11 protein-coding genes are annotated in these 15,394 nt (G+C 61.3%); 7 read left to right on the forward strand and 4 right to left on the reverse strand.

The window, feature by feature from the left end; all coding sequences use genetic code 11:
* Positions 1-5: 5 nt before the first annotated feature.
* A complete protein-coding gene (locus SGN16_RS12565) occupies positions 6-2,750 on the reverse strand; it encodes a cation-transporting P-type ATPase (RefSeq protein WP_335944210.1) in 2,745 nt (914 codons plus the stop codon).
* A 57-nt stretch (positions 2,751-2,807) separates the two neighbouring features.
* Positions 2,808-3,731 (reverse strand): universal stress protein, encoded by a 924-nt coding sequence (locus tag SGN16_RS12570; RefSeq protein ID WP_210644452.1) that lies wholly within the window; start codon positions 3,729-3,731, stop codon positions 2,808-2,810.
* A 255-nt stretch (positions 3,732-3,986) separates the two neighbouring features.
* Between SGN16_RS12570 and SGN16_RS12575 the strand changes: the two genes are divergently transcribed.
* The 3 genes from SGN16_RS12575 (at position 3,987) to SGN16_RS12585 (ending at position 7,626) form a co-directional block, all read left to right on the forward strand.
* Positions 3,987-5,060, forward strand: coding sequence for an NAD(P)-dependent alcohol dehydrogenase (locus tag SGN16_RS12575; RefSeq protein ID WP_335944211.1), 1,074 nt, complete (start codon positions 3,987-3,989; stop codon positions 5,058-5,060).
* Between the two features lie 306 nt (positions 5,061-5,366).
* Positions 5,367-6,614 carry a DUF4010 domain-containing protein gene (locus SGN16_RS12580; protein ID WP_335944212.1) on the forward strand — a complete coding sequence of 416 codons (1,248 nt, stop codon included), beginning with the start codon at positions 5,367-5,369 and terminating at the stop codon, positions 6,612-6,614.
* A 100-nt stretch (positions 6,615-6,714) separates the two neighbouring features.
* Entirely contained in the window at positions 6,715-7,626 is a 912-nt protein-coding gene (locus SGN16_RS12585; protein WP_335944213.1) for a universal stress protein, read from the forward strand.
* Between the two features lie 54 nt (positions 7,627-7,680).
* Here SGN16_RS12585 and SGN16_RS12590 read toward each other — a convergent pair whose 3' ends face one another.
* Positions 7,681-8,244 carry a GNAT family N-acetyltransferase gene (locus SGN16_RS12590; RefSeq protein ID WP_335944214.1) on the reverse strand — a complete coding sequence of 188 codons (564 nt, stop codon included), beginning with the start codon at positions 8,242-8,244 and terminating at the stop codon, positions 7,681-7,683.
* A 248-nt stretch (positions 8,245-8,492) separates the two neighbouring features.
* Between SGN16_RS12590 and SGN16_RS12595 the strand changes: the two genes are divergently transcribed.
* On the forward strand, positions 8,493-9,386 hold the full coding sequence (locus SGN16_RS12595; RefSeq protein WP_210644460.1) for a universal stress protein: 894 nt from the start codon (positions 8,493-8,495) through the stop codon (positions 9,384-9,386).
* Here SGN16_RS12595 and SGN16_RS12600 read toward each other — a convergent pair.
* A complete protein-coding gene (locus SGN16_RS12600; RefSeq protein ID WP_335944215.1) occupies positions 9,376-10,359 on the reverse strand; it encodes a zinc-dependent alcohol dehydrogenase family protein in 984 nt (327 codons plus the stop codon). The genes SGN16_RS12595 and SGN16_RS12600 overlap by 11 nt on opposite strands.
* Positions 10,360-10,601: 242 nt before the next feature.
* On the opposite strand from SGN16_RS12600, the gene SGN16_RS12605 reads away from it, so the two are divergent.
* The 3 genes from SGN16_RS12605 to SGN16_RS12615 all read left to right on the forward strand — a co-directional run bounded on the left by SGN16_RS12605 (position 10,602) and on the right by SGN16_RS12615 (position 15,371).
* Complete coding sequence (locus tag SGN16_RS12605; protein WP_335944216.1) at positions 10,602-12,971, forward strand: phosphoketolase family protein; 2,370 nt, start codon at positions 10,602-10,604, stop codon at positions 12,969-12,971.
* 66 nt (positions 12,972-13,037) lie between these two features.
* The gene (locus SGN16_RS12610; protein WP_210644465.1) at positions 13,038-13,928 is read left to right on the forward strand and encodes a universal stress protein; all 891 of its coding nucleotides are present in this window, start codon (positions 13,038-13,040) and stop codon (positions 13,926-13,928) included.
* Between the two features lie 87 nt (positions 13,929-14,015).
* On the forward strand, positions 14,016-15,371 hold the full coding sequence (locus SGN16_RS12615) for an MBL fold metallo-hydrolase (protein WP_335944217.1): 1,356 nt from the start codon (positions 14,016-14,018) through the stop codon (positions 15,369-15,371).
* The last annotated feature ends 23 nt before the right edge of the window (positions 15,372-15,394 follow it).

Here is a 15,394-nt window from a genome sequence, read left to right on the forward strand (position 1 = left end):
CCGGCTCATCCCAGTGAGGGCGTGGCACCCTTCGATTCGGTTAAACGCAGCCGAATCTGTTTTTCAATCTCGATGAGGGCAAAGAACGCCACACCAATCCCGATGACCAGCAGTCCGTCCATGAAAGGGACGGGCTGCGTGGCAAACACCTTTTGCAAGGTTGGCGCGTAGGTGATAGCCAATTGAGAGAGCGTGACGGTGATGACGGTCAGCCACACGACCTTTGTCCCGCGCACAGCCCTCCAGGTCAGGGAGGTGCCGTAGATATTGCGTATGAAAAACAGGTGGAATACTTCCATCACGACCAAGGTGTTGACCGCAAGGGTACGGGCCAACTCCACTGGATAACCGCGGTCGAGCGCATACGAAAAAATGCCGTAGACACCGCAGAGAAAAAGAATGGAAACCAGCACCATGTGCCAGACCAAGGCACCGCTGATCAAAGGTTCGTGCCTTGAGCGGGGAGGTCGGCGCATGCTGTTTTCTTCCGTCGGTTCGAACGCCAGGGCGATGCCGAGAGTTACTGCGGTAATCAGGTTGATCCACAAAATCTGTATGGCGGTCACAGGCAGCGTGAAGCCAAACAGCAGCGCGACGATGAGGGTCATTGTCTCGCCTGCGTTGGTGGGTAATGTCCAGCTCAAGACTTTCTTGATGTTGTCATAGACCGTCCGTCCTTCACGCACCGCGGCCACGATAGAGGCGAAGTTGTCATCGGCCAGCACCAGGTCCGCGGCCTCTTTTGCGGCCTCACTGCCTTTGTCACCCATGGCGATACCGGCGTCTGCGCGCTTGAGTGCTGGCGCGTCGTTGACGCCATCGCCAGTCATTGCCACGGTCATGCCGTTCGATTGCAGCAACGTCACCAACCTGAGCTTATGTTCAGGGCTGGTACGGGCGAAGATGTTCACCTCCTTTAACGCTTCCTTCAGTACGGCGTCGTTCATGGTGTCCAGGTCGAGGCCGGTCAGAACCCTGTCGGGATTTTGCAGGCCAATCTGATAACCGATGGCGCTGGCGGTGCCGGAGTGGTCTCCGGTGATCATTTTCACGGCAATACCGGCCGTCCGGCACTGTGCAACGGCCTGCCTTGTCTGCGCGCGGGGCGGGTCGATCATTCCCACCAGGCCAAGCAGCGTCAGCGTCCCTTGCACGTCACCTAATTCCAATACGGTGTGTTCGGGCTGTACTGGCCTGATGGCAAACGCCAGGACGCGATGACCTTTGCTGGCAATGGCATTGGCCTGTTTGTGCCAGTAGGCGGTATCGAGCCGTTCAGTCGCGCCGGTGCTGGCGCGTTGTTGCGTGCACATGGCCAGGATCTGCTCGGGCGCACCTTTGACATAAATCGCCGCTTGCCGCTCATGGTTGTGGTGCAGCGTTGCCATGAAGCGGTGTTTCGCGTCGAACGGTATGGCATCGGTACGAACCCAGGTGCGTCGCGCTTGTTCGTGGTCGATTCCGGCTTTTGCGCAAAACGCCAGCAAGGCGCCCTCCATCGGATCGCCCTCGACCTTCCAGGCTTGCTCATGCTGCCTCAGCGCGGCGTCGTTGCAGAGGCTGGCCGCTTGCCCGAGCTCGGCCAGTGCCGGGTGATTGGAGGTATCAATCAACTGATCCTCCAGGTTCATGTTTCCGGTTGGCTGATACCCCACACCGTCGACGCTGAAGGTCAGGTCACTGATGACAACCGACGCCACCATCATTTCGTTGCGGGTGAGGGTACCGGTCTTGTCCGTGCAGATGACGGATACCGAACCCAGTGTTTCGATGGCCGGCAGGCGCCGGACGATGGCATTGCGACGGGCCATCGCCCGCACCCCGACCGCGAGGGTAATCGTGAGTACGGCGGGCAACCCTTCGGGTATCGCGGCGACAGACATCCCCACCACGACCATGAAGATCTCGGTGAAGGGGTAATGCCTGACGAAGTGACCGTAGATGAGTAACAGACCCGCGACCGAGAGAATCAATATCGTCAGCCAGCGCGCGAAAACGTGCATTTGCTGCACCAGCGGCGTCGTCAGAGCCTCTACGCCTGACAGCAGTGTGCTGATGCGCCCGATTTCGGCTGATGTCGCGGTCGCAACCACGACCCCAGAGGCCTGCCCACAGGTGACCAGGGTGCCGCTGAATGCCATGCAGGCACGGTCACCCAGGGCCGCTTCACGTCGCACCGGTTCGGTATGCTTTTCAACGGGGGCGGATTCACCGGTCAGAATGGCTTCCTGGATCTGCAGCCTGTTTGTGCGCAGCAGGCGAAGATCAGCCGGTACTTTGTCGCCGGCCTCCAGCAAAACGATATCGCCTGGTACCAACTCCTCGCCTGCGACACTCAAGCGTTCGCCGCCACGAACCACCGCTGCGCGCGGTGCCAGCATCTGCCGGATGGCGTCCATGGCTTGTTCTGCCTTGCCTTCCTGGGCGTAGCCAATGATTGCATTGGCAAGCACCACCGCAAGAATGACCACCGTGTCCCACAGATGCTGCAACAGGGCAGTCATCGCTGCGCACGCCAGCAGCACATAAATAAGAATGTTGTGGAACTGCAACAGGAACCGCAGCCACGCGGGGCGTCGAGCTGATGCAGGCAGGCGATTGAAGCCCGTGCGCGCGAGTCGAGCTTGAACCTCGAGCTCGTTCAGCCCGACATGCTCGTCGACCTCTAATAGGCCCAGCACCCGTTCTGCGGACTGCGTGTGCCAAGCCAGCGGACCGGTGGGCATCGCGGATTGCTCCGGTCGCTTCATCAAGCTTCCCATGCGCACAGGCCCATTGTTGGCCGGTCATCGATGATGACCGTGGTTTCAGCCAATCTGTTGGGGGGCAATCACCCACAAGCTGCAGGGCATCTTGTACAACAGGCCCTCCACGGTGCTGCCAATCAGTTTGTCCAGGGTGCCGTAGCGCACGCGGCCCATGACGATGACATCGATATCGTGGGAGGCGGCGTAGCTGGCCAGCACCTTGGCCGGGTCGCCCATGATCATGCGCCGCTGTTCCGGGGCGATACCGTTGCGTTCGGCCAACGCATCGAAGGTTGCGCCTTGGGATTCGTAGAGCTGTCGGGCCAGGGCCGAGGAGAAGAACATCGAGCCATTGCCGAAACCATATTCGGCAGCGGTGATGGACGAAAGATCATAGGCGTAGATGACTTCCAGCGTTGCGTCGCAGCTGAGGGCCAATTTGTTGGCTTCGCTCAGGATCCGATCGTTCAGGCCTTCATAACGTCCGTCGTGATGGAAGGGGTCGACGGCGGCAAGAATTTTGCGCGGGCGAGCGTGGCTGACTTTGTTGACGAAGTGCAGCGGGACTTCGCACTCGTGCAGCAGATGCACGTCCAGCGGCGTGAACATCAGGCGCGAGAACCAGGATTCTGGGGACACCGTCTTGATCAGCGCATCCATTGGCTGCTCCTTGAGGTGAATCAGAATTTCCTGCAGTGGCCGCTCGACCCAAGTGACTTCTGTGGTGACTTCGATGCCAAGTTTGCGTAGTGGCCTGGCCTGTTCCTCCAGCCAGTGCCGATGGCGTTCAATGTAGCCCAGGCGCATCTCCTCCAAGGCCTGCTCATTGACCAGGCCGGCCGTGGCCAGGCCCTCAAGGTAGTCGAAAGCCACTATATGCAGCGCTGCGCCTTCGGCCTTGGCCAGGGCGGCCGCCCGATCGAAGGCCGGGTTGTGTTCCATCAGGGGCGAGACGACTAACATCAAGCGTGATTGCGTAGACATGACAAACCTCCCGGGCAAGGACCTGTTGGCACCGGGCGACGGTTCGCTCGGCGTGGTGTCTTAGCCTGATATTGATCGCCCCGCCCTGCGGTAACTTTGATTTGTATCAAACTCGTCCCACAAGGGTGGAGCAGCACCGATGTGTCGAGGCAACAGCGCAATGTTTGATCATGGTCAACCCGCCCGACGTCATAGCGGCGCAGGCTCGATTCTCACCCTGGAACCCAGGTACATCAGACAAAGGGATCATTCGTCATGACCAAGATGAAAGCCGCAGTTTTTGTGGAAAAGAATCGAATCGTGCTGGAGGAAAAACCCATCCCCGAGGTCGGGCCGCAGGATGCACTGGTGCGCGTGACCACCACGACCATCTGCGGCACCGATGTGCATATCTTGCGCGGTGAATACCCGGTCGCCAGGGGGCTGACGGTAGGTCATGAGCCTGTTGGCATCATCGAACGGCTGGGATCCCAGGTGCGCGGTTTCGTCGAAGGTCAGCGGGTGATCGCCGGCGCCATTACCCCCAGTGGTCAGAGCTACGCTTGTCTGTGTGGCTGCGGTTCCCAGGACGGCCCGGACACGCGCCATGGCTTTCGTGCCATCGGTGGCTGGAAGTTCGGCAACACCATCGATGGTTGCCAGGCGGAGTATGTGCTGGTCCCCGACGCGCAGGCTAACCTTTGCCCGATTCCAGACGGGCTCAGTGACGAGCAGGTACTGATGTGCCCCGACATCATGTCTACCGGGTTTTCCGGTGCCGAGCGCGCAGAAGTGAGCATCGGTGATACGGTCGCGGTGTTTGCCCTGGGCCCCATCGGCTTGTGTGCAGTGGCCGGTGCGCGGCTCAAGGGCGCGAGTATCATCATCGGTGTCGACGCGGTGGCCGAACGCATGAGTATGGCACGGCGATTGGGGGCCACTCATGTCGTCAATTTCAAGGACGGCGACGTGGTGGAACAGATCATGGCATTGACCGATGGGCGCGGAGTGGACGTTGCCATCGAAGCCCTGGGTACCCAGGGAACGTTCGAGTCGGCACTGCGAGTGCTGCGTCCCGGCGGGCGCTTGTCGAGTCTTGGGGTGTATTCCAGCGACCTGAAAATCCCCCTTGCTGCCTTCGCGGCGGGGCTGGGGGACTACAGCATCGTCACCACTCTTTGCCCTGGCGGAAAAGAGCGTATGCGCCGGTTGCTGGCGGTTGTAGCCAGCGGCTCGGTGGATCTGTCACCGTTGGTCACGCATCGCTTCAAGCTTGACGACATCGAAGCGGCGTATGACCTGTTCGCCCACCAGCGAGATGGTGTGATGAAAGTTGCCATCACGCCTTGAAGAGGGCCAGACCAGCAACAACAAGTTGTTCACTCTCGCCCTCATCCGGCGTCGGGAGGCAGGCCATGAATATTCGGATAGAAGAGCAACAACCAGGGCCACTTTGGGTGGTGCATCTGGACGCTTGGCAGGTGGGTTTCAGACGTCTGGGCGATGCTCAAGCATTTGTAAATACATTGCAGGCTCGAATCGACGCGCCACATGCCTGGCCCTCGGTTGACAACCCTTCGCGACCAGGGGTGACGGGTGCTGCACGCGTGACACCACACGAAATGCCTGATCACGTTTGCCAATAGAGTGATCATTATGACCGAGGCCCTGGCCTTTGCTAATGCTGCTGCGGCACTGGGCGTCGGCCTTCTGGTGGGGCTCGAGCGCGAGCGGCGCAAAGGCGAGGGCGACAGGCGTGATTTCGCCGGCCTGCGTACCTTTGCCGTCACCGCTTTGCTGGGTTATGTCACGTTCCGGGTCGGTGGCCCGTTATTGCTTGGGTTCATCGCGCTTGCGCTGGGAGCTGTGGTGACTGCGGCGTATTGGCGAAACCTCGACAAAGACCCCGGTATCACCAGCGAGGTGGCGTTGTTCGCGGTGTTGGCATTGGGCGCGCTCTGCGTGAGCGCGCCAGCGCTGGCGATAGCGATTGGTGTGGTGATGGCCGGGCTGCTCGCCAGCCGCCAGACGTTGCATCACTTTGCCCGCAGCCAATTGACCGCCGACGAGCTGCGCGACGGCCTGATACTGTTGATTGCCGTGCTGGTCGTGCTACCCCTGGCGCCGGATCGTTACCTCGGGCCTTACAATGCAATCAACCTGCGCACCATTTGCACCCTGACGGTCATGCTCATGGCCGTGGGCGCGCTGGGGCATGTCGCGGTGCGCACCCTCGGCACCCGCTACGGCTACCCCCTCGGCGCGATTGCCTCGGGGTTCGCCTCCGCCACGGTGACCATCGCATCCATGGGAAACATCGCCGCGAAACAGCCAACCCATCTCAAGGTGCTGAGTGCTGCCGCGGTGTTATCCAACCTGGCGACCCTGGCTCAAATGGCGCTGATCCTCAGTGCCGTGGAACCCGCCCTGTTGCGTTGGATGTGGGGGCCTTTGCTCTGCGGCACGCTGATGACATTGCTCTGCGGCGGTATGCTGATGCTCTCTCGTTCCAGGGGGCGGGCCGATGAACCGATCAAGGCGGGTGGGGCGTTCAGCCTGAAATTGGCATTGACGGTGACGCTCATGATGACCGGGATTACCGTCCTGTCGTCGGCGATGCTCGACTTGTTCGGGCAGACCGGGGTGGTCGTGACCGCGGTTTTCAGCGGGCTGGCCGACGCCCATGCCTCGACAGCCTCCATCGCTTCCCTGGCGAAGGCCGGGTTGTTGCCCTTCGACGGCATCGCGGTGCCGGTCTTGATGGCGCTGAGCAGCAACTCCTTGAGTAAATGCGCGGTGGCTTGGTTCAGTGGCGGGCGCGGTTTCGCCGCCTATGTAATTCCCGCTCAGGTGCTGGTGACGCTGGCAATGTGGGCTGGGCTTGCGGCCCAGCGATTCGCTTGAGTGATGGCAGTTTGATGAAGATCAAGTCCTGTGCTTGGCATGCGTCCATTCTGGAACCCTCAATCCTTTAAGTGGCAGCCGCCACGTGCCGAGGTGTTCCATGTCCCAGACTCAACGTTTGTTGTTATTGGCGCCTGACGCCATGATCCGTACGCCAGCCTTCGACCGCGCCACCGAACTGGCCCTGGCCCTGGATTTGCCCCTGCACATCGTTGCGATCGATTACCTGGACTTGCTTTCGGTGGCCGGTCTTTTCGCCCCGGAGCAGGTCAAGCAAGCGCGTGAGGGCTACCTGGAAACCCATCGGCATTGGCTGTGGCAACAGGCCGAGGTGGCGCGTCGACACGGAGCGGAGGTGACCTGCGAAGTGGTTTGGGGCAAGGATCCCTATCAAGCTTTGCAGCAATATGTCAAAGAGATGCCATTGGCGCTGATCATCAAGGACGCCCAGCCGGAACCGGCGATGAAACGGATCTTTTTCACGCCGCTGGACTGGCGCTTGCTGCGTGACTGTCCGGTGCCGGTGCACCTGGTCACGGACGCCCGCCACCCCCGGCCCCGGCGGATCCTGGCGATTGTCGATGTGCTGCGCAGTGAAGACCAGGACCTGGTGTTCAACGACCAGATCGTCGACGCCGCCGTGAAACTGGCTGAACAGTGCAACGCCCAGGTCGAGTTGCTACACGCTTTCGACTGGACGGCGGTATACGCCTCGGACATGGGCATCGGCGCGCTGCCCCTGGCCACCGGGCTCTACGAAGCGTTGGGCAAGGCGCAGCACGAGGTATTCGAGTCCCTGGCCGAGCGCCATGGGGTCGAGCCGCAGCAGCGTCATTTCATTGAAGGCACGCCATTGAACGGCATCTGCACGTTCGCCGCTGATCATCAGATCGATGTGATCGTCATGGGCACCACTGAGCATCGTGGCCTGGATCGGCGTTTGGGCACCACCGCCGAACTCATCTTGCAACGGGCACCCTGCAGCGTGTTGGCGATCAAGCCGCAGGAGTAGGGGGCGGCAACTTCGCGCGGGGCCTCGATGTGCGGCCCCGCGCCAGTGTTGTGGCTAGAGATAGAGACGGTGGATGACCTGCCGGGTGTCCTCGGGGTCGGAACGGGTTTCAAACCCCAGGCTATGGGCCAGGTCACGCATGGGGGCATTGCTGGCGGCGTCGATGGAGTACATCTGGCGATAGCCGTTTTTCCGCGCGGTATCAATCAAATGCTCCATCAACAATGTCCCCAGCCCCAGGTTCTGCCAGGGATCGGCGACGGTCACGGCGCACTCGCATTCGTGTTCGCCGGTCGCGCAATAGCGGCTGACACCGATCTCGATCAACTGGCCGTTGTCATGGACCAGGGCAATGTAGGCCATGCGCGTCTTGCAATCGATATCCATCAACTGGTCGAGCATGGCGGTGCCTGGCTCATTGATTTGCGCCAGGAAACGCATGTGCCGGGACTCCGGCGACAGGCGCTTGATGAAGTCATATTCGCGCTGGCGGTCTTCATCGCGCAGCGGCCTGATCAACACATGGCGGCCGTCCTTGAGTGCCTGGATCCAGTGCTTGCCGCTGATGCTGGCATACAGGGCAGCGGCGCGATCGTTGTGGTCTTTGACAGTGAGCATGATGTGATCCTCCTTCGGATTCGAAGCTGCGTTGCAGCAAGAAAGGCTACGCATTCGGTACTGTTCTACGCCCACAGCGGCGATGGATTCTGATCTGGATCAGTCCTCGTGTGCCCAGCTGTCGATTGCCCCGTAGTTGATTCAGATCAAACCGCTTGGGGCGTTGATGGGCGCACGCTGCAAGTCGCGCCGCAACGCGCCGGCGCGAGCTTTCCGGTCCGAGGTGAACAACCCGATGGAGGTGTGTGATGGGGCAATACCAGCGCCTGCTCTTGATCGTCGAACCCGATCTGCATCCTTGCGCGGCGATGCGACGGGCCTGTGCCCTGGCCAGGGCCAGTGGCGCCGAGCTGCATTTATGCGCCTTCGTTCAGCCGCCACCGCGCACCCACTTGTGGGGTGAAAAAATCGACCAGGCGACGATCCAGCGCTATTTGCACCGTTACCGTCGCTGGATGGTGGAGGAGTCCGCACTGCTCAGGGAGGAAGGGTTGGCGGTGACGACACACGTGGTGTGGACCATTCATCCGCTGCTGGACATTCTGCGCTACGTCGAACAGTTCCAGCCCGACCTGTTGATCAAGGACGTCACCCTCGAACCTTTGCTCAAGCGCGTTTTCGCCACGCCGCTGGATTGTCATCTGTTGCGCGACTGCCCGGTTCCCGTGCATTTGGTCAACCAGGCGGTGCACGGTTTGCCGCGCCGGGTGGTGGCTGCGGTGGATCCCTCGGATCCCGAGGCCAATGCCTTGAACGAGCGCATCGTCCAGACGGCCGCTGCCTTGGCCCGGCAATGCGATGCTTCGTTGCACCTACTGTATGCCTGCGACCTGTCGCCGGCCTTCAACGGCGAAGCCTCATTACTGGCCGGGGCCTGGGATGAGGACTTTGCCGACGCCTTGCGCGAATCGTTGCATGCGGCGTTCATCAACCTCGCCGAACATTGTGAGGTGCCGGCCGAGCGCCGGCACTTCGTCATCGGCCTGCCCGTGCCGGTGATTCATGAATTCCTCGAGGAGTTCGAGGTGGACGTGGTGGTGATGGGCACCGTGCACCGTGCCGGTCTAGAGCGTTTGATCGGCAGTACGACGGAGCGGGCCCTGTATTCGGTGCCGGGCAGTCTGCTGGCGGTCAAGGGATGAGCACGATGGCCCCGTTGACCTGGCCGCTCCTCAGGCGGTCCAGGGCTTGGTTGGCTTGCTCCAGTGGGTAGCAGGTCACGTTGCAATGCACGGGCGTGCGCTGGATCTGCTCGAAAAACGCCACGCCGTCCGCGCGAGTCAGGTTGGCCACTGAGCGCACGCTGCGCTCCTGCCATAACAGGCGATAGGGGAAGGCTGGGATGTCGCTCATGTGAATGCCGGCACACACCACGCAGCCGCCTTTGGCGGTGGCTTGCAAGGCCAGCGGCACCAGGGCGCCGACGGGGGCGAATATCAGGCTGGCGTCCAGCAAGTGTGGAGGTGCCTGATCCGATGGCCCGGCCCAGGTCGCGCCCAGCGAACGGGCATAGTCCTGGCCGCTGTCATCACCGGGGCGAGTGAAGGCATAGACCTGCTGACCCCGGCCCACAGCGACCTGGATCGCCAGGTGTGCAGCGGCGCCGAAACCATAAAGACCGAGGTGAGGGGCGTTTTGCGCCATCTGCAAGGCCCGGAAACCGATCAACCCGGCACACAGCAAGGGCGCCGCTTCGGCGGCCTCCAGCGTGTCAGGAAGAGGAAAGCAGAACCGCGCATCGGCGACGGTGTAATCGGCATAACCACCGTCCAACTGGCAACCGGTGAACAGCGCCTGGTCGCACAGGTTCTCTCGGCCCGAGCGGCAGAACTCACATACACCGCACGTCCACCCCAGCCAGGGCACGCCTACGCGCTGGCCTATCCAGTCCGAGGCCACCTGTGGGCCAACGGCGATCACTTCACCGACAATCTCGTGGCCCGGCACCCGCGGCAACCGGGCCTGGGGCAGTTCACCGTCAAACAGATGCAAGTCGGTGCGGCACACACCGCAGGCTTGCACCTTGATCAGCATTTGCCCGGCGGCCGGCGTCGGTCGCGCACGTTGTTCCAGTTGCAAGGGTTGCCCGGGCGTGTGCAGGACCATGGCGCGCATGAGCATTCTCCTGTGTGAGCGGGCGCTCGCCCTGCTGGCGAGCGGCGCCAGACCATCGAGCAAGCACCTTGTATGACCTTAGCTCCCCTGGTTCTGATGTAAATCAAGTCGCGCTCATTGCCGCGCTCCAGAATCAGGCATGGCAAGCCGTTCGAGAACGGCAAAGGCGATCAGCCGACGAAGTGGAATCCGGCCGGGTTTTTGTGCTCCACCTGCCAACCCTGTTTCTTGCGGAGGACGTGATGAGCGATTTTCTCAGCCCCGACCAACTGGAAGGCATTGACGCCTACTGGCGTGCGTCCAATTACCTGGCCGTGGGGCAGATCTACCTCAAGGACAACCCCTTGCTGCGCAAACCGCTGCAACAGGGGCACGTCAAACCTCGCTTGCTCGGCCACTGGGGCACGACGCCGGGGTTGAATCTGATTTACGTGCACCTCAATCACCTGATCAAAACCCATGACCTGAACATGATCCTGGTTACCGGCCCCGGTCATGGTGCCCCGGCCATCGTCGCCCAGAGTTACCTGGAGGGCAGCTTCACCCAGTGTTATCCCGCGGTGGAGCAGAACGAAAACGGGATGCTGCGCCTGTTCCGGCAATTTTCCTGGCCTTATGGGTTGTCCAGCCATGTCTCGGCGCAGATTCCCGGCTCTATCCATGAAGGCGGGGAGTTGGGGTATTCCCTGGCCCATGCCTATGGGGCGGCATTCGATAACCCGGACCTGATCGTAGCCTGCGTCATCGGCGACGGTGAGGCCGAAACCGGTACGTTGGCGGCGAGCTGGCATTCCAACAAGTTCCTCAACCCCCGGCGCGATGGCGCCGTATTGCCCATCCTGCATCTCAACGGTTTCAAGATCGCCAACCCCACGCTGCTTTCGCGCATCAGCGAAGACGAGCTGTCGGCCCTGATGTATGGCTACGGCTACGATCCTTATTTTGTCGAAGGCGATGATCCACAAGCAGTGCACCAGCAGTTGGCCAGGACCCTGGACGGCATGTTGCTCAAGATTCGGGAAATCCAGCGCATGGCCCGCGCGGACTCGTCAGGGCGTACGCCGGAGCGTCAGCTCTGGCCGATGCTGGTATTGCGCACGCCCAAGGGCTGGACCGGTCCGAAATTTGTCGATAGCCAGCCGGTCGAAGGCACCTGGCGCGCCCACCAGGTGCCGCTGAGCCACTTCGAGCTGCCCATGCATTTGACGCAACTGGAACAGTGGCTGCAGAGTTACCGGCCGCAGGAACTGTTCGACGACAACGGTGCGTTGCTGCCGGACATTGCCGCGTTGGCGCCGACCGGTCATCGACGTTTGGGCGCCAACCCCCACGCTAATGGCGGCCTGCTCCTCAAACCCCTGGAGTTGCCTCGGTTTACCGACTACGCCGTGCAATTCTGCGCGCCCGGCAGCATGCAGGCAGAGGCCACCCGGGTGCTGGGCGGTTTTGTCCGTGATGTGATGAAGCACAACCTGTTGGCAGGCAACTTTCGCTTGTTCGGCCCCGACGAAACCGCCTCCAATCGTCTTGATGCGGTGTACGAGGTCAGTGGAAAAGCCTGGATGGCGGCGCTGGAGGCGGGCGATACGAACCTGGCGTGCGAAGGCCGGGTGATGGAAATCCTCAGTGAACAGGTGTGTGAAGGCTGGCTGGAAGGGTATTTGCTCAGCGGCCGGCATGGGCTGTTTTCCTGCTACGAGGCGTTCATCCATATCGTCGACTCGATGTTCAACCAGCACGCCAAATGGCTCAAAACCGCCGCCCAGATCCCATGGCGCGCGCCGGTCGCTTCGCTCAATTACCTGCTCACGTCCCATGTCTGGCGTCAGGACCACAACGGTTTTTCCCATCAGGACCCGGGGTTCATCGACCTGGTGGCGAACAGGAGCGCCGACGTGGTGCGCATCTACCTGCCAGCAGACGCCAATTGCCTGTTGTCCGTTACCGATCACTGCCTCAAGAGTCGCAATTACATCAATGTCATCGTGGCCGGCAAGCAGCCAGAATGGCAGTGGCTGGACATCGATTCGGCCATTCGGCACTGCTCGATCGGGATCGGTCGCTGGGCCTTTGCCTGCCACAACGACGAAGACCCGGACGTGGTGATGGCCTGTGCCGGTGACGTGCCGACCTTGGAAACCCTGGCCGCTGTCACGCTGCTGCGTGAATACGTGCCCGACCTGCGCGTGCGGGTGGTGAATGTCGTGGACCTGATGGCCCTGCAACCACCGCAACAGCATGCCCACGGGTTACCGGACGCCGAGTTCGATGGGTTGTTTACCGTGGACAAGCCGGTGATTTTCGCCTTCCACGGCTATCCGTCGCTGATCCATCGACTGGTCTACAAACGGCACAACCACGATAACTTCCATGTCCGCGGTTTCATGGAGGAGGGCGCCACCACTACACCGTTCGACATGGCGGTCATCAACCACCTGGACCGCTATCAACTGGCGCTCGATGTCATCCAGCGCGTGCCACGTTTGCAGCCGCTGGTGGACCGCGCTCGGGATCGCTACTGGGCAACCATGGAAAAGCATCAGCTGTACCTCATCGAGCATGGGCAGGACATGCCCGAAGTCTTGAACTGGTGCTGGACGCCGCCGCAATGACCGTCAACACGCCTCATGGCATCGACACCGCACCGTGGTGATCGAGCCTGATTTTGGAGACCCATCATGAGCCAGTACCAACGTCTGCTGCTGATCCTCAATCCGGCACAACGCCATTCGCCCGCCCTTCATCACGGCGCGGCCCTGGCGGCGGCCAGCGGGGCACACTTGCATATCACTGCGTTGATCCCCTCACTGGAGATCCTGTCGCTGCTAGAAGAGGAGCCGCGCGAAGAGGCGCGGCAGAACTATCTGCAGGACCACCGCCATTGGTTGGAGGATGAGGCGGACAAGATGCGTCGCCGTGGTCTGCGGGTCACCACTGAGGTGGAATGGGCCCATACGATGGGCAAGCAGATTCTGCAACACGTCACGCAGATCCGGCCCGACTTGCTGATCAAACAGGTGCAGCACGAGCCTTTGCTCAAACGAGCTTTCTTCACCCCGCTGGATTGGCAACTACTGCGTAACTGCCCGGTGCCGATGTACCTGGTGGGCGCCACCGGTCATGCGCTGCCGCGTAAGGTGGTCGCGGCGGTGGACCCTTCCAGTGCATTTGCCCAGAACAGCGGGCTCAATGACCGCATCATTCGCGAGGCAATGGGGCTGGCCCTGCAGTGCGATGCCGAGCTGCATCTGGTTCACGCCTATGAGGTGTCGTCAGTCTATCTGGGGGATGTGGGTGGTGGCGGCCTGACGCTGTCGCAGCTCAGCAAGGAGCTGCGCAGGAGCCTGGAAAAAACCTTCCTGGAATTGGCGAGCCTGTTCGGTGTGCCGGCTGAGCGCCGGCATTTTCTATTGGGGCATCCGGTTTCGGCCCTGAGTGAATTTGCCTTGGAGCATGAGGTGGACGTTATCGTCATGGGTCGATTCCAGCACAATGATCTGCATGGATTGCTGGGCAGCACGACCGAGCACATTCTGTACCAGGTGTCATGCAGTGTTCTGGCGGTGTGATCCGCTGGGTAGTTGATAAAGATCAACGGTAGCCGGGGCAAACAGTGTGACCAATAGGCTTCCTATCGATTGTTCAGGAGCACCGTCATGCGCATGACCTTTCTCGGGGCCGCCGGCACGGTCACCGGCAGCAAATACCTGCTGGAGCACGACGAACAGCGCATCCTGGTCGATTGCGGTCTGTTCCAGGGCTACAAGCAATTGCGCTTGCACAACTGGGACCCGTTCGACCTGCCAATGCGTGAGCTGGACGCGATCGTATTGACCCATGCGCACCTGGACCACAGCGGCTACCTGCCGGTGCTGGTGCGCAATGGTTATCGCGGTCCGATCTATGCCTCGCCGGCGACCTGTGAACTGGTGAAAATCCTCCTGCGCGACAGTGCCCGCCTGCAGGAAGAAGAGGCCGAGTACGCTAACCGCAAGGGATTCTCCAAACACGACCCGGCGTTGCCGCTGTACACCCTCGAGAATGCCGAGCGAGCGCTGAAATTACTGCGGCCGATCGCGTTCGAACATCCGGTGGAAATTGCCCGAGGGGTGACGATATTGCTGCGCCGCGCCGGGCATATCCTCGGTGCCGCCACGGTGCAGGTACAGGCCGGTGGCCTGACGCTGGTGTGCTCCGGCGACCTGGGGCGGCCCGAGGACCCGGTGATGTTTGCCCCGCAGACCATCGGGCAGGCAGATTATCTGCTGGTGGAATCCACCTACGGTGACCGTCGGCACCCGCGTGAGTCGCCGGAAGATCAACTGGCCGATGTCATTACCCGCACGGCATTGCGTCGCGGTATCACCCTGGTGCCTTCTTTCACGGTCGGGCGCGCACAGCTGCTGATGTATCACCTGTATCGCCTGAAACAGCGCCACGCCATCCCCGATATCCCGATTTACCTCAACAGCCCCATGGCCATCGATGTCACCCGGTTGTATCAGCGCTTTGGCGCTGAGCATCGGCTGTCCAGGGAAGAGTGCGAAGGCATGTGTCACATCGCCCATCCGGTTCGCTCGGCCAAGGACTCCATGGCCTTGGACCTGCAACGCACCCCGGCGGTGATCATTGCCGCCAGTGGCATGGCTACCGGTGGGCGGGTGCTGCACCACCTCAAGAGCCTGGCGCCCAACCCTATCAACACCTTGTTGATGCCGGGGTTCCAGGCGGGTGGTACGCGGGGCGCCAGGATTGTGGCGGGTGAGCCCTCGGTGCGTATCCATGGCAAGGACGTGCCGATCAATGCCGAGGTAGTGCCGATGCAGACGTTGTCCGCTCATGCCGATGCCGACGAAATCATGCAATGGCTGCGCGGCTTCAAGACTCCGCCACGGCATACCTATGTCGTTCATGGGGAACCCAACGCCTCCGATGTCCTGCGCCATCGCATTCACGACGAACTGGGGTGGTCGGTGTCCGTGCCCGAATACCGCGATAGCGTGGAACTCTGACCCACCGCCATCGCGAGCAAGCT

Origin of the sequence: Pseudomonas sp. G166 (assembly GCF_037027455.2) — a bacterium.
In the GTDB taxonomy this organism is placed as follows: Bacteria; Pseudomonadota; Gammaproteobacteria; order Pseudomonadales; family Pseudomonadaceae; genus Aquipseudomonas.

Excerpts from the sequence above, each read along its gene's own strand:
- SGN16_RS12565 (WP_335944210.1), bottom strand. The coding sequence starts at position 2,750 with ATGAAGCGACCGGAGCAATCCGCGATGCCCACCGGTCCGCTGGCTTGG.
- SGN16_RS12570 (WP_210644452.1), bottom strand. The coding sequence starts at position 3,731 with ATGTCTACGCAATCACGCTTGATGTTAGTCGTCTCGCCCCTGATGGAA.
- SGN16_RS12575 (WP_335944211.1), top strand. The coding sequence starts at position 3,987 with ATGACCAAGATGAAAGCCGCAGTTTTTGTGGAAAAGAATCGAATCGTG.
- SGN16_RS12580 (WP_335944212.1), top strand. The coding sequence starts at position 5,367 with ATGACCGAGGCCCTGGCCTTTGCTAATGCTGCTGCGGCACTGGGCGTC.
- SGN16_RS12585 (WP_335944213.1), top strand. The coding sequence starts at position 6,715 with ATGTCCCAGACTCAACGTTTGTTGTTATTGGCGCCTGACGCCATGATC.
- SGN16_RS12590 (WP_335944214.1), bottom strand. The coding sequence starts at position 8,244 with ATGCTCACTGTCAAAGACCACAACGATCGCGCCGCTGCCCTGTATGCC.
- SGN16_RS12595 (WP_210644460.1), top strand. The coding sequence starts at position 8,493 with ATGGGGCAATACCAGCGCCTGCTCTTGATCGTCGAACCCGATCTGCAT.
- SGN16_RS12600 (WP_335944215.1), bottom strand. The coding sequence starts at position 10,359 with ATGCGCGCCATGGTCCTGCACACGCCCGGGCAACCCTTGCAACTGGAA.
- SGN16_RS12605 (WP_335944216.1), top strand. The coding sequence starts at position 10,602 with ATGAGCGATTTTCTCAGCCCCGACCAACTGGAAGGCATTGACGCCTAC.
- SGN16_RS12610 (WP_210644465.1), top strand. The coding sequence starts at position 13,038 with ATGAGCCAGTACCAACGTCTGCTGCTGATCCTCAATCCGGCACAACGC.
- SGN16_RS12615 (WP_335944217.1), top strand. The coding sequence starts at position 14,016 with ATGCGCATGACCTTTCTCGGGGCCGCCGGCACGGTCACCGGCAGCAAA.